At 71.4% G+C, this 12,279-nt stretch carries 11 protein-coding genes and 1 tRNA gene; 5 read left to right on the top strand and 7 right to left on the bottom strand.

What is annotated here, in order from left to right:
* Window positions 1-15: 15 nt before the first annotated feature.
* A complete protein-coding gene (locus ACFZB9_RS19050; RefSeq protein ID WP_391448530.1) occupies window positions 16-1,242 on the top strand; it encodes an MFS transporter in 1,227 nt (408 codons plus the stop codon).
* A 105-nt stretch (window positions 1,243-1,347) separates the two neighbouring features.
* Here the strand turns inward: ACFZB9_RS19050 and ACFZB9_RS19045 are convergent, their stop codons facing one another.
* Both ACFZB9_RS19045 and ACFZB9_RS19040 read right to left on the bottom strand, forming a co-directional pair.
* Window positions 1,348-1,671: a putative quinol monooxygenase gene (locus ACFZB9_RS19045; RefSeq protein WP_391448528.1), complete on the bottom strand. Its 324-nt coding sequence runs from the start codon at window positions 1,669-1,671 to the stop codon at window positions 1,348-1,350.
* A gap of 28 nt (window positions 1,672-1,699) precedes the next feature.
* Window positions 1,700-2,632, bottom strand: coding sequence for a LysR family transcriptional regulator (locus ACFZB9_RS19040; RefSeq protein WP_391448527.1), 933 nt, complete (start codon window positions 2,630-2,632; stop codon window positions 1,700-1,702).
* Between the two features lie 130 nt (window positions 2,633-2,762).
* On the opposite strand from ACFZB9_RS19040, the gene ACFZB9_RS19035 reads away from it, so the two are divergent.
* Window positions 2,763-4,244, top strand: coding sequence for an MFS transporter (locus ACFZB9_RS19035; protein ID WP_391448525.1), 1,482 nt, complete (start codon window positions 2,763-2,765; stop codon window positions 4,242-4,244).
* Window positions 4,245-4,297: 53 nt separating this feature from the next.
* On the opposite strand, the gene ACFZB9_RS19030 is transcribed toward ACFZB9_RS19035, so the two are convergent.
* The 3 genes from ACFZB9_RS19030 to ACFZB9_RS19020 all read right to left on the bottom strand — a co-directional run bounded on the left by ACFZB9_RS19030 (window position 4,298) and on the right by ACFZB9_RS19020 (window position 6,264).
* On the bottom strand, window positions 4,298-4,864 hold the full coding sequence (locus ACFZB9_RS19030) for a hypothetical protein (protein WP_391448523.1): 567 nt from the start codon (window positions 4,862-4,864) through the stop codon (window positions 4,298-4,300).
* A 135-nt stretch (window positions 4,865-4,999) separates the two neighbouring features.
* The gene (locus ACFZB9_RS19025) at window positions 5,000-5,548 is read right to left on the bottom strand and encodes a DinB family protein (RefSeq protein ID WP_391448521.1); all 549 of its coding nucleotides are present in this window, start codon (window positions 5,546-5,548) and stop codon (window positions 5,000-5,002) included.
* Window positions 5,549-5,622: 74 nt separating this feature from the next.
* On the bottom strand, window positions 5,623-6,264 hold the full coding sequence (locus tag ACFZB9_RS19020; RefSeq protein ID WP_391448519.1) for a class I SAM-dependent DNA methyltransferase: 642 nt from the start codon (window positions 6,262-6,264) through the stop codon (window positions 5,623-5,625).
* Window positions 6,265-7,008: 744 nt separating this feature from the next.
* Here ACFZB9_RS19020 and ACFZB9_RS19015 point away from each other — a divergent pair.
* Together ACFZB9_RS19015 and ACFZB9_RS19010 are read left to right on the top strand one after the other, a co-directional pair.
* Window positions 7,009-7,611, top strand: coding sequence for a hypothetical protein (locus ACFZB9_RS19015; protein WP_391448517.1), 603 nt, complete (start codon window positions 7,009-7,011; stop codon window positions 7,609-7,611).
* 1,019 nt (window positions 7,612-8,630) lie between these two features.
* Window positions 8,631-8,703, top strand: a tRNA-Gln gene (locus ACFZB9_RS19010).
* Between the two features lie 290 nt (window positions 8,704-8,993).
* Here ACFZB9_RS19010 and ACFZB9_RS19005 read toward each other — a convergent pair.
* Entirely contained in the window at window positions 8,994-10,349 is a 1,356-nt protein-coding gene (locus ACFZB9_RS19005; protein ID WP_391448515.1) for a S1C family serine protease, read from the bottom strand.
* A gap of 219 nt (window positions 10,350-10,568) precedes the next feature.
* Window positions 10,569-11,594 carry an AI-2E family transporter gene (locus ACFZB9_RS19000; protein WP_391448513.1) on the bottom strand — a complete coding sequence of 342 codons (1,026 nt, stop codon included), beginning with the start codon at window positions 11,592-11,594 and terminating at the stop codon, window positions 10,569-10,571.
* A gap of 387 nt (window positions 11,595-11,981) precedes the next feature.
* Between ACFZB9_RS19000 and ACFZB9_RS18995 the strand changes: the two genes are divergently transcribed.
* Complete coding sequence (locus ACFZB9_RS18995) at window positions 11,982-12,143, top strand: YqaE/Pmp3 family membrane protein (RefSeq protein ID WP_391448511.1); 162 nt, start codon at window positions 11,982-11,984, stop codon at window positions 12,141-12,143.
* Window positions 12,144-12,279 lie beyond the last annotated feature (136 nt).

Here is a 12,279-nt window from a genome sequence, read left to right as displayed (position 1 = left end):
TCCGCCGGAGAACCGATGACCACGACCGACTCCAGCGCCTCCCGAACCCGCCGGGTCCACGCCCGCCCTGGCCCGGCGACCGCGATCGTCGCCGCCGCCTTCTGGGTCACCATGATGGGCACCACCATCCCCACCCCGCTGTACCCGCGTTACGAGGCGGCCTTCCACTTCTCCTCGCTGATGGTCACGGTCGCCTTCGCGGTCTACGCGCTGGGCGTGGTGGCCGGGCTGCTCTGCTTCGGCTCCCTCTCCGACCGGCTCGGCCGCCGCCCGGTGACCGCTACCGCGCTGCTGCTCTCCGGGGCCGCCGCGGGCGTCTTCCTGGCCGCCGACGGCCTGGGGCTGCTCCTGTTCGGACGGGTGCTCTCGGGCCTGGCCGCCGCGCTGGTCACCGGGGCGGCGACCGCCCACCTGACCGAACTCGCGCCCGCCGACCGGCAGGTGCGGGCCGGTCGGATCGCCCTGGCCGCGAACATGGGCGGCCTGGCCGGCGGCCCGCTGCTCGCCGGGGCGCTGGCCGAGTGGGCGGCCGATCCGCTGCGGCTGGTCTGGATCGTCGACGCCGTGCTCGTCCTGGTGTCCTTGGTGCTGCTGACGGCTGTGCCGGAGACCGTGCCCAGGCGCGCGGACGGCCGCCTGCTGTCCCTCTCGCTGCCCCGGGTTCCCGCCGCGGTCCGCGGTCCCTTTCTGCGCTGCGCGCTGGCCGCGGGGGCGGGGTTCGCGGTCCTGGGCGTGCTCACCGCGACCACCGGTCTCTTCTTCGGCGAAGTGCTGAAGCTGAGCACCCCGGTGCTGTCGGGCGCCACCGTCTCGATCGCCTTCGTCTGCACCGGCACCGGTCAGCTGCTGACGCGTGTGCTGGCACCCCGGCCGGTGCTGCCCGCCGCCTGTTTCGGCCTGCTGGCCGCCGCCGCGCTGATCGCCCTCGCGATGCTCACCGCCGCCCTCGCCCCGCTGATCGCGGCCGCGGTGACCGTGGGCCTGGCCACCGGCCTGGCGCTCGGCGACGGCATCGCGCTGATCACCGGGCAGGTCGCCGCCCGGGTCCGCGGTCAGGCGTTCTCGGCGCTCTTCGCCGTGCTCTACGCGATGCTGGCGCTGCCCGCGATCGGCGTGGGCGTGCTGATCACGGCCACCGGGCTGCGCACGGCGGGGGCGGTCTTCGCCGGCGCGGTGGCGGTGCTGGTCCTCGGCGTCCTCGCGAGCCTGCCGCGGGACGGGCGGGACGGGCTCGTGGGGTGAGGCGCCCCGCCGGCCGAGGCGAGGCGCCCGGGACACCGGGACACCGGCTCACAGGGTCGCCGTGGGGCTGTAGGTGGTGTCCCAGCAGGCGCTGCGGGCGGCGCCTCAGTCGATGCCGAGCTCGCCCATCTTGCTCCAGCCGGTGGCGCCCTCGATCACAGTGCTGACGATCTGCGGCGCCCGCTGGACCAGCGGACGCATGGTCTCCAGCGCGGCGCGGAAGTGGTCCGAGTTCACGTGGGCCTCGCCCGCGCCGTCCTGGAACGCCTCGACCAGCACGTAGGTGTCGGGCTCCTCCGCGCTGCGCGACCACTCGAACCACAGGTTCCCGGGCTCGGCGCGGGTCGCCCGGGTGAAGGCCTCGACATGGGAGAGCCAGGAGTCGGTGTACTCCGGCTTGACCGGGAATTTCACGACGATGAAGATCATCAGTCGAGTCTAGGGCCTCGGCGTCGATTCACGTCGGAGGGGGAGTCGGGGACTCGAAGCGGTCCAGGAGCAGCTCCCTGATGGCGGTGCGCAGCCAGCGGTGGGTGGTGTCGGCGTCGTGGCGCGGGTGCCAGGCCATGCCGAAGGGCAGCGTCGGCAGCGGCAGCGGAACCGGGAAGGTGGTCAGGTCCAGCGCCTCGGCCAGCGCCAGGTTCTGACGTGGGATCAGGCCCACCAGATCGGTCTCGCGCAGGATGAACAGCGAGGAGCTGAGGGACCCGACCGTCGCGCACACGGTGCGGGTGAGGCCGAGTTCGCGCAGGGCCTGGTCGACGGGCCCCTGCATCCGGGCGCGGCGGGAGACGATCAGGTGCTCGGCGGCGGCGAACCGCTCGGGCGTCACGGCCGCGGCCAGCAGCGGGTGTCCCGACCGGACGACGCCGACCATCCGCTCCTCGTAGAGGTGTTCGACCCGCACCTCGGGCAACTGGTTGTCGATGACACCGATTTCGAGGTCCGCCACCCCCTCGCGCAGCACGGGTTCGTCCTGGTGGCCCTCGGTCAGGAACCGCAGCCGCACGCCCGGCGCCTCGGCGCGGACCCGGGCGAGCAGCGCGGGGACCAGCATCGCGGGCAGCCCGTCGTAGGCGATGGCGGTGAAGGTCCGCAGGGCGGTGCGCACATCGGTGTGCCCGGTGGACAGGAACAGCGCGCGGGCGCGTTCGACCAGTTCGCGCACGTCGGCGTGGATGGCCAGGGCGCCCGGGGTCGGGACCATCCCGCGCCCGGCGCGCACCAGGATCGGGTCGCCGAGCGCGGTGCGGATCCGGCCCAGCGTGCGGCTCATCGCCGGTTCGGACAGGTGCAGCCGGGCGGCGGCGCCACGCACGCTGGACTCCTCGATCAGGACGTCCAGCGCGAGCAGCAGATTGAGGTCCAGGCTGGATTGCGTCACACGCAATATCTCCTTGCAAAAGTTGCACTGGTCGGCAGGTCCCGGACGACTCTACGGTGCTCTCGACCCCAGATCGCTCACGCCGGATCACTCACGCCGGATCACTCAAGCCGGATCACTCGCTCCAAGGAGAGCCGTGCCTCGCTCTGCCCTGCCCCGACCCGCCTGTTCTGCCCCGCTTCGTCCGACTCCGCCGAACCCGGAGGCCGCCCAGGCCCTGCCCCGCTCCCTGCTCGTGGTGCTCTGCGCCTGCGTGGCGCTGGCGCAGAGCATGGTCGCGGCGGTGAACCTCCTGATTCCCCGGCTCGCCGCCGGCGCCCTGCACCCGACGCCGGATCAGCTCCTGTGGGCGGTCGACGCGTACGTGGTCGTCTTCGCGGGTCTGCTGATCCCGGCCGGTGCCCTCGGGGACCGCTACGGCCGCAAACACGCACTGCTGGCGGGGCTCGCGGTGTTCGCCCTCGGTGCGGGGGTGAGTGCGGCCGCGCCCGGCATGGACTGGCTGATCGCGGGCCGGGCGCTCTGCGGGGCCGGCGCGGCCCTGCTGATGCCCGCCACCCTCTCGCTGGTCGTGCAGCTGACCGCCCCGGCCGAGCGCGGTCGCGCGCTGGCCGCCTGGACGCTGTCGATCGGGCTCGGTGGTCTTGCGGGGAACCTGGCGGGCGGTCTGGCCGGCCAGTTCCTCGGCTGGCGGGTGCTGTTCGCGGTCATGCCGGTGCTGGCCGCCGTCCTGGCCCGCCTCGCCGCGGTCCGGGTGCCGCACACGGCCCGCAATCCGAAGGCCGTGGTGGACCCGGTCGGCTCGGTCCTGCTCACCGCCGCGGTGCTCGTCCTGGTCGACGCGATCGTGGAGGGGCCGCACCGCGGCTGGACCTCCCCGCGGGTGCTCGGCGCCTTCGCGGCCGCGGCCCTGCTGGCGGCCGGTTTCACGGTCCATGCCTGGCGGGCGGCGCGGCCGCTGGTCGACCCGCGGGTGTTCCGTTCCGTCCGGCTGCGCGCGGCGGTGCTGGGCACCGGGCTGAGCTTCTTCGGCCTGTTCGCGCTCTTCTACGTCAATGCCCAGTTCCTGCAGTACGCCAAGGGCTTCTCGCCCGCGCTGACCGGCGTGGCCGTGGCCCCCGTCACGCTGGGCATGATCCTCGTCCCCAGGCTCGTCGCCCGCTTCGCCCCGACCTGTGGCCCGCGGCCGCTGGCGGCGGGCGGGCTGGCCCTCATCGGCGCCGGGCTGCTGCTGGTCTCCACCTGCGACGCGCACACCGCCTACCCGCTCTACGCCGGCTGGCTGCTCCTGCTGTCGATCGGCATGGGCCTGTGCGCGCCCACCCTCACCGCCACCGTCGTCGGTGAACTCCCGCCCGCCCAGGCGGGCCTGGGTGCGGGGCTGAACACCGCCGCGCGCGAGGTCGGCGCGGCGCTCGGCGTCGCGGTGGTCGGCTCGCTGCTCGCCTCCCGCTCCACCGGGGTCCCCGGCACGGCGCAGGAGGTGGCCCGCTTCACCGCCGGTATGGACCTGGGCCTGCGGGTGGTCGCGCTGACCGTCCTGGCCGGCAGCCTCGTCGTCGCCACCGGCTACCGCGCGCGGACGCGGCCCCGGCCGCAGGCCCCTGGCACGCCGTAGACGGCCGTGCCCTCGACGACCGGGCCTTCGACGGCCGCTCGGGCAACGGCCGCTCAGGCCTCGGCGCCGGCGTAGACCCGCAGCAGGACCTGCTGGACGCTGTCCGGGTCGGTGAGGCCGGTGACCAGCAGGAAGTAGTTCTCGTCGTACCAGGTGCACATGCTCCGGCCGTCCTGCTGCCGGTAGCACGCGGTGTTGCCGGCGATCGGCAGCCGCGGGTGGGTGACCGTGATGCCTTGGCCGGAGGGGGCGTTGTCGGCGAGCCAACTACCCACCCGACCACTGTAGTTGCGGGAGGCTGCCACCACCCAGACACCGGCGCTGCTGGAGGGGTCGCCGTAGACGTCCTGGCGCAGGTCGGTCGGACCGGAGGAGGTGAGGCCGCCGGCGGAGAGCTGGGTCACCATGTCGTCCGGCTCGCCCAGCGCGTAGACGGACGAGCCCAACCGGTGCTTGTGCTCGACGGTCTTCGGCAGGTTGATCGTCACCGGGTCGTGCCCGGTGCCCGGTTCGTCGGTGCGGCTGTTGGCGAGGAAGAGCAGCCCGATCAGCGTCCCCAGCGCGGCCAGGATCAGCACGCCGGTCCCGACCCCCGTCCGCCCGGTGTCCTCCGTGGACATCGCCAGCCTCCCATGCTGCTCGTCCGACGGACCACGACAGTCCGTGACAGTCCGTCAGACGAGGGTACGGCTCCACCCGGTTGCACGGAGCGGGGACGGTGAGCCGCCCCCGCTCCGAGCCACCGGGTGCACCGGTCAGCCCATGCTCTTGGCCCCGTCCAGGGACTCCCGGATGATGTCCGCGTGACCGGCGTGCTGCGCGGTCTCGGCGATGATGTGCAGCAGCACCCGCCGTGCCGACCACTGCGCGCCGGGCTCGAACCACGGAGCCTTCGGCAGCGGCTGCGTGGCATCGAGGTCGGGCAACGAGGCGACCAACTCGTCGGTCCGGCGGGCCACCTCGGCGTAGGCGGCCAGCACCCCGGCCAGCGTCTCACCCGGCAGCATCCGGAAGTCGTCCGCCCAGCTCGCGAAGTCGGCCTCGGTCATGGCGCTGAAGTCCTGCATCGCCGAGGGGCCCGTCACGATGAACTCCGCCCAGTTCCGCTCGCCCGAGGTGACATGCTTGATCAGGCCACCCAGACACAGCTCGCTGGCGGTGGTCCGCAGGCCCACCTGCTCGTCGGTCAGATCGCGGGTGGTGCGGCGCAGGAACTGCCGGTGCTTGGCCAGCGTCGCCAGCAGGTCCGCCCGCTCGCCGGCACCGGCCTGCTCGCCACTGGTCGTCAACGCGTCGTTGGTCATGATCGCAACCTTCCGTCGTTCTCGTGTCCTGCTGCCGACAACCACGCTAGAGGCCATTGAGGTCAGATCCTGTCCTAATGGCGACGCGCAACGAGGATTCCGCCGAGCGCACTCTCGGCCGAGCTGAGAGTCAGTCGTGCCTCGACCGTGAAGCCGGCGTTCTCCAGCCAGGCAGCCAACCGGTCGGGCCGGCGCAGATGGACGTGGACCTTCATCGGGTGGCCGCCGTAGCCCCGTGTCTTCAGCCGTGACCCGTCACCGACGTGAAAGGCGAGCAGCAGGGGACCGCCGGGGCGCAGCACCCGCCGGAACTGCCGGAAGACCGAGCCGATCTCCTCGTCGGGGAGGTGGATCAGCGAGTACCAGGCGACCAGGCCGGCGATCGAAGCCTCGGCCAGGTCGAGGTCCGTCATGGAACCGACCTCGAACCGCAGGCCGGGGTGATCGCGTCGGGCCACCTCGATCATGGCGGGCGACAGGTCGATCCCGAAGGCGTCCACGCCCAGGTCGCGCAGATGGGCCGTGATCCTGCCCGACCCGCAACCCAGGTCGGCGACCGGCCCCCCGCCGGCGGTTCGCACCAGCTCGGCGAAGAGCGTCAGGACCGCGCGTTCGTACGGCGTTCGGTCGAGCAGGTCGCGCACCTGGTCCGCGTAGTCGGCGGCGACGGTGTCGTAGGACGTCCGGGTGTCCACCAGCCAGTGTTCGGAGTTCATGGCCGGACACCGTAGTCCAAGCACCGAGGCTCAATCGCTAACAACGACCGGCTGATTGTGGCCGACGACATCACCGGCTACATGGCCGCCCAAAGCTGCACGCCAAGCTTCACGTTCGAGTGGTACAGCTCAGAGGGAGGGAACCCCATCTGGAAGTCCACCAGCACGAACGGATCGTGTAGCTAATCTTGGAGTTCGTGACGGCTCGTCGGTATCCCGGCGGGCCCGTCACAGCTATCCGGAGCGCGTGAGGGGCCTGACGTCAGGTTGGCCAGCGCGTCCCGAACCCCGGCCCGGCCGGACCGGCGTCAGCTGGTCAGCCACGGCTGCTCCTGCGGATCCTGGCGGCCGGCGGGCAACGGCACCTTCGGCAGCTGCGGCCCGGCCGGGTCGAGTCCCAGGAACTTGCGCACCGCCTTGTTGTCCCCGTCGCGTCCGCGAGCCGGGCCGCCGCCTCGAAGGCGCTCGCCCTGATCCGGCGCACCTCCTCGGCGGCGTCGTCGATCGGGTACCCGACCGAGGCGAGCATCCGCAACGGCAGCAACTCCCGGCGCGCCCACGCCCGCAGCCGCTCCTGCCCATCGGCGGCGAGCGCCGCCTGGTCCCCGGCCGTGTCCTGGTCGTGCTCGGCGCCGGGCACGACGTTCTGCTGGGCTCGCGAAGCCCCACAGGTGCTGCCCTCCCAGGCAACCGGGCCCCCGCGCCGCCCATCAGCCCTGCCGGACACCGGATTCACTCGTTCAGGTGATGCCGGAGCCTGGATGTTTTCTTGCTGCCGCCCTGGGGAGTACTGGGCGATGGCAGTTCATCGAGACAAGAGGGGGACCGGAAATGGTCGACCAAGATAGCCGGCGCTACGTCTTTCTTAGTGCATCATTCCTCTCGAGGCAGTACAAGTCCATTCCCGACAACGCACTCGACAACGCGATCTTCTTCTTCGGCGCGAAGAGGAGCTGGCTGTTCCCGGCAAACAGGGAGGAGATGCTCGAAGCGCGGTCGCAGCCGACCAAGTACCTCGAATTCGACGAGAACTTCAAGTCCCTCATCCTGAACAAGGAAAAGCAGAGTCTGGTCTTCTGGCTGCTACCCGACAAGAGCTACGGCAACGTCTCGAAGTTCATCGAAGCGATCACCGACCCGGTCAGCAAGGAGAACTATCTCCCTCTCATCCTGGACGAGAACTGGTGGCTCACCAAGTTCAATGCAAGGGACGCAAAGTTCTGCACAGACGCCCAGAGCGTCATCAACAACTTCAAGCGGGGCGAGTTTAACTACGACCCGGTGATGGAGCTGCTTTACCAGAGCAACTCGACGCTCGTCCCCACCCTGTACTGGGCGGAGAGCTGACGCCATAGAAGTTGTCCGACCGGCCCGTTCGAGCCGGACGAGAGGGCCCTCGGAATGCCCTCGATCGCCCTGCCTTTCCGTCGGATCTCAGGGAGCGCGCTGCGGACCAGCGTGTCAGCGGCCAGGTTCATCTCCCCAAGGATGGCCGGCAACTCCCCGCTGGCGGTCCCCACTGGTGGCCAGTTCGGCTCCCGCTGGGCTGGCTGATCGTGACGCTCGTGGCCGCGAGCGGTCCGCGCATGGGAGACCAGCCCAACGGCCTGTCGCGCCAATCCTGGTAGGTCGTGTGGTCACGGAACCACGCCAAACCACCCTCAACACTCGAACGAGTGGGCCGATCTCGCATAGATCGGTCGAGCATCGAAGTCCCGCCACCCCAGCCAGGGGTGCCAAGAGGGCGACCATCGGCCAACACTGACGGTAGTGATTCACCGCGGCCAGTTGATTCCCTGTCAGGTGGCCATCCCTGGCCGCGCCCCTTGATGAGGTCACGGCGCACCCTGCCCAGGTCAGCCGACCGCTTGGTCTTCGCGTCGAACGCCTGCGACCACTCCGGGCTGCCCTCGATGGGCCCGGCCGGCGGCTTCGGCCCGTCCGAGAGCGATGATCTTCATGGACGCAGAAGACAGCAGGCACCCGAACCACCGTGGACCAGACCTCGCGCCCCGCGCGAAGCCGGACGCCGCCCGAGCCGTAGCGTGGACCAGTCTGCGGCAGACGCGACAGGATCGAACGCGAAGTGGGGTTCCCCCGCCGCAGGAGGTTCGCTCGTGACCCACCTCCCTCGGAAGTCCTGTCAGATATTCGGTTGTCCAGCGGGCCACCATGCCGCAGAGTTGCCACATCAGCCCGCACCACCGCAGAGAGGAACGCACCGTGAGCAGCAGCCGGTCCTATCAGCGTTCCTCAAGCTCCCAGCAGAGCCAGGGATATCCCACCGGACGGTAGAACGGCTGAAGCGCCGGGCCGCCCACGGAGGACTTCCCCGTCCGGGCGGCCTTTTTCATGCCGCCCCGCAGTGCCGGATGGTGCAACTGGCAGCACGCCTGACTCTGGTTCAGGAGGTTCGGGGTTCGAATCCTCGTCCGGCAGCGCAGCACCAGGAGAGTTGGCCGAGTGGTAAGGCAGCGGCTTGCTAAGCCGTATTCTCTGCTGTGACGGTTCGAATCCGTCCTCGCCCCCCCTTGGGTGCGGTGGGCGTGGTTAGTACCGGGTGAACAGGAGCGCCGAGCCGAGCAGCGCGGTCGCGTGGAGCGCCTGGTCGGCAACGTCGAGTGCTGCCGGGGGCGACCGGGAGGGGCCGCCCCCGGCAGGGTGTTCGGCGGCGACGGTGTCGTAGGACGTCCGGGTGTCCGCCAGCCCGGTTCCGGTGTCCGGGTCTGTCAGTCGGCCGGTCCGGTGGCGAGGGTGAGCGTGCTGCTGTGCTGGGTGCCGCCGGCGTCGACCCACTGGACGCTCACCTGCTTGCCGGGGGTCTGGCCGAGCATCAGGTCGGTCAGCGAGTCCGGGCCGGTCAGCGTGTGGCTGTCGACGGAGGTGACCTCGTCACCCTGGACGATGCCGGCCTGCGCCGCGGGCGAGCCGTCGATCACCCCGGCGACCAGCACGGCGCCGTTCCCGCCGCTGTTCCCGTTGCCGTTCGCGTTGCCGTTCCCGCCGCCGCGGCCGTTCGACTGGCCGGAGCCGGTGGTGGCGACCTCCAGGCCGAGGAAGGCGGTCGGGCCGATGTGCACCTCGGTGCTCGACTTGCCCGCCGTGATCTGGTGCGCGATCGGGAGCGCGGTGTTGATCGGGATCGCGAAGCCCTGCTGCGGGCCCTGCTGCCCGCCGTTCTGCGACTGGGAGCCGGCCGTGTCGATGCCGATCACCGCGCCGGTGGAGTCGACCAGCGCGCCGCCGGAGTCGCCGGGCTCGACATCCGCGTTGACCTGGATCATGCCGTCGAGCTGCTCGTTCGAGCCGGTCGCCTCGTCGCTCGCGGTGAGCGACTGGTCCAGCGCGGTCACGTTGCCGACGGCGGCGGAGGGGGTGCCGGTGCCCCCGGCGTTGCCGATCGCGGTCACCGCGTCGCCCACCGACACCTTGGCGGAGTCGCCCAGCTTGGCGGTGGTCAGGCCGGAGGCGCTCTTGAGCTGCAGGACGGCGAGGTCGCCGTTGCGCTCGTAGCCGGTCACGGTGGCGGTGTAGGTGCGGCCGTTGCCGACGTCGGTCGCCTGGATCGCGGTGGCGCCGTCGATCACGTGGTTGTTGGTGAGGATCTCGCCGTTCGCGCTGAGCACGATGCCGGTACCGGCGGCCCTGGCGTTCTGGTAGCCGACGGTGGTGTTGATGATCACCAGACCGGCCTCGGCCTTGCCGACCGCGTCGGCCGGGGTGAGCGAGGTCGGCTCCACCCGCGAGGCCGAGGACGGCGTGCCGGTGGCGGTGGTCCCGGAGCGCATGACCGCCTGGTCGATACCGATCCCGGCGCCCACCGCGAGGACCAGCGCGGCCGCCAGGGCGATGGCGGTCCGGCCCGGGCGCCGCCGGCGCGGCGGGTAGTAGCCCCAGCCCGGCACCGCACCCGGCGGGTAGTTCGGTGGTGGTGGCGGCGGTGCGGCGTGCTGCGGCGGCGGTCCCGGGACCGCGGTGTCGGGTCGTGGCGGCGGGCCCCAGCCGCCGGGCGGGGTGCCGGTGTGGCCCTCTGCCCGCGCGTTGCCGTGTCCGTCAGGTGCCCCTGCTTGCTGCTGTTCGTTCATGACAGCCCCACCTGTGACATCCGTGCCGATGACATCCTGGCGGCGGCCTCTGGACGGCCCGTCTGCCGGATGCCGAGCGGGGGCCTGCCTCTCCTCCATGATGCGAGGCGACCGGTACGAACTGCGTAAACGGTTCATGAGCTGCGTCTTCAAACGGGACGCTCCGCGGGCCGGTCCCGCGCCGCCCGCCCTCTTCGGCCCGTCCCTGCTCACCGACCCTCACAGCTCGGGCCTGCCGGGTGACCCCCTGCGCAGCTCGCCGTACACCGCCCAGGCCACCGACACCACCGGCACCGCCACCACCGCCCCCACGACGCCCACGACCAGTCCACCCGCGGCGACCGAGAGGGCGACGGCGACGGGGTGGATCCGCGCCGCCCAGCTCATCACCAGCGGCTGCAGCACATGCCCCTCGATCTGGCCGATCACCACGATCAGGGCCAGCACCAGCAGCGCGGTCCACGGCCCCCGGGTGGCCAGCGCGACCGTGGAGGCGACCGCGAGGGCGACCGGCGAGCCGACCAGCGGGATGAAACTGGCGAGGAACTCCAGCATCGTCAGCGGCAGCACCAGCGGCACCTGAAGGACGAGCAGCGCGACGGCCACCAGCGCGGCGTTACTGGCGGACACGATCATGATGCCCCGGGTGTAACCGGCGAAGGTCCGCCAGGCGACCCGGCCCACCTGGTCGCACCGCGGCCGCCGCCGAGCGGGCAGCTGCGCCACGAACCAGGCCCACATCCGGTCGCCGGAGTAGATGAAGAAGATCGCGCAGAACAGTGCCAGGGCGGCGCCGGTGACCACCTCGAAGATCCGGCCCGCGTTGCTCACCGCGGTGCTGACCAGGGCGGAACGGTGGGCCGAGAGAAACTTGCCGAGCTTGCTCGGCAGATCGGAGACCGTGTGCTGGGACAGGTGCAGGGGCGGACCCTGCGCCCAGCGTTCGATACGGTTCAGGCCGCCGTGGAACTCGGTGCCGAGTTCCGCCGAGTGGCTCGTTTCGAGCGCGACCGCCAGCGCCAGCAGACCGCCCAGCACGACCGCAGCGGTCACCACTGTCAGCAGCACCGCCAGCACCCGCGGCAGTCCGCGCGCCAGCAGGTTCGTCAGGGGGCGCAGCACCGCGGTGAGGACCAGCGCGACGAAGATCGCCGCTGCCACGAACTCGACCCGCTCCAGGACGACGAAGACGGCATAGCCGAGCACGCCCAGCAGCAGTACCCGCCACGCGTAGCCGGCCGCCACGGCCAGGCCACGCGGGACGGTGGCTCCCGACCGCGACCGCGGTTGCGACCGTGAGCCGGGGGACGGGCGTGGCGGGCGGGAGGTCGGTCGCCCCTGCGGTCGCCCCTGCGGGCGCGCTGCCGGGCGCTGCGGTCCCTGCTCCCCGGAGCGACGGTGAGATCCCTCGCGGTGCTGCCGACCGTCCGCGTCCCTGTCCACGCCGACACTCCTCTCACCGTGCCGACCGCGGCGGTCCGTGCGGGTTCCCGGTCAATCGCAGATTAGAACCGATCAGCCGGGATGCGCGGGACCGTACGCCAGATGGGGGATGAACCGGGCGGCCCGCGGTGGGACGATGAAGAAAGTCCTGCGGTGTCACGACCGGAACGCCTCGAATCGAGGACGATCATGATCAAAGTCCTTCTCGTGCTGCTCTGCCTGGTCCTGCCGTGGCTCGCGGTGCTCATCAAGGACGGCCCGAGCCTGAAGGTGCTCTGGGCCTTCCTGCTCCAGCTGCTGGGCCACATCCCGGGAGTCGTCTACGGCATCTACCAGGTCCTGAAGGACTGAGGGCGAGACGGCGGGGTTGAACACACGGCTCTGACCCGGGCAGCATGATCGGATGATCAACACCTGCCCGCAGACGCCGTGACCCCGCGGACGTCGTGACCCCGCAGACGCCGTGACACCGGAGACGCCGTGACCC

This window comes from Kitasatospora sp. NPDC008050 (assembly GCF_042957465.1).
Lineage (GTDB): Bacteria > Actinomycetota > Actinomycetes > Streptomycetales > Streptomycetaceae > Kitasatospora.
The sequence above is the reverse complement of the archived record's forward strand: the minus strand, read 5'-3'. Positions and strand labels throughout refer to the sequence as shown.

Coding starts and splice junctions, on each gene's coding strand:
- ACFZB9_RS19050 (WP_391448530.1), top strand. CDS start 16: ATGACCACGACCGACTCCAGCGCCTCCCGAACCCGCCGGGTCCACGCC.
- ACFZB9_RS19045 (WP_391448528.1), bottom strand. CDS start 1,671: ATGATCTTCATCGTCGTGAAATTCCCGGTCAAGCCGGAGTACACCGAC.
- ACFZB9_RS19030 (WP_391448523.1), bottom strand. CDS start 4,864: ATGTCCACGGAGGACACCGGGCGGACGGGGGTCGGGACCGGCGTGCTG.
- ACFZB9_RS19025 (WP_391448521.1), bottom strand. CDS start 5,548: ATGACCAACGACGCGTTGACGACCAGTGGCGAGCAGGCCGGTGCCGGC.
- ACFZB9_RS19020 (WP_391448519.1), bottom strand. CDS start 6,264: ATGAACTCCGAACACTGGCTGGTGGACACCCGGACGTCCTACGACACC.
- ACFZB9_RS19005 (WP_391448515.1), bottom strand. CDS start 10,349: ATGAACGAACAGCAGCAAGCAGGGGCACCTGACGGACACGGCAACGCG.
- ACFZB9_RS18995 (WP_391448511.1), top strand. CDS start 11,982: ATGATCAAAGTCCTTCTCGTGCTGCTCTGCCTGGTCCTGCCGTGGCTC.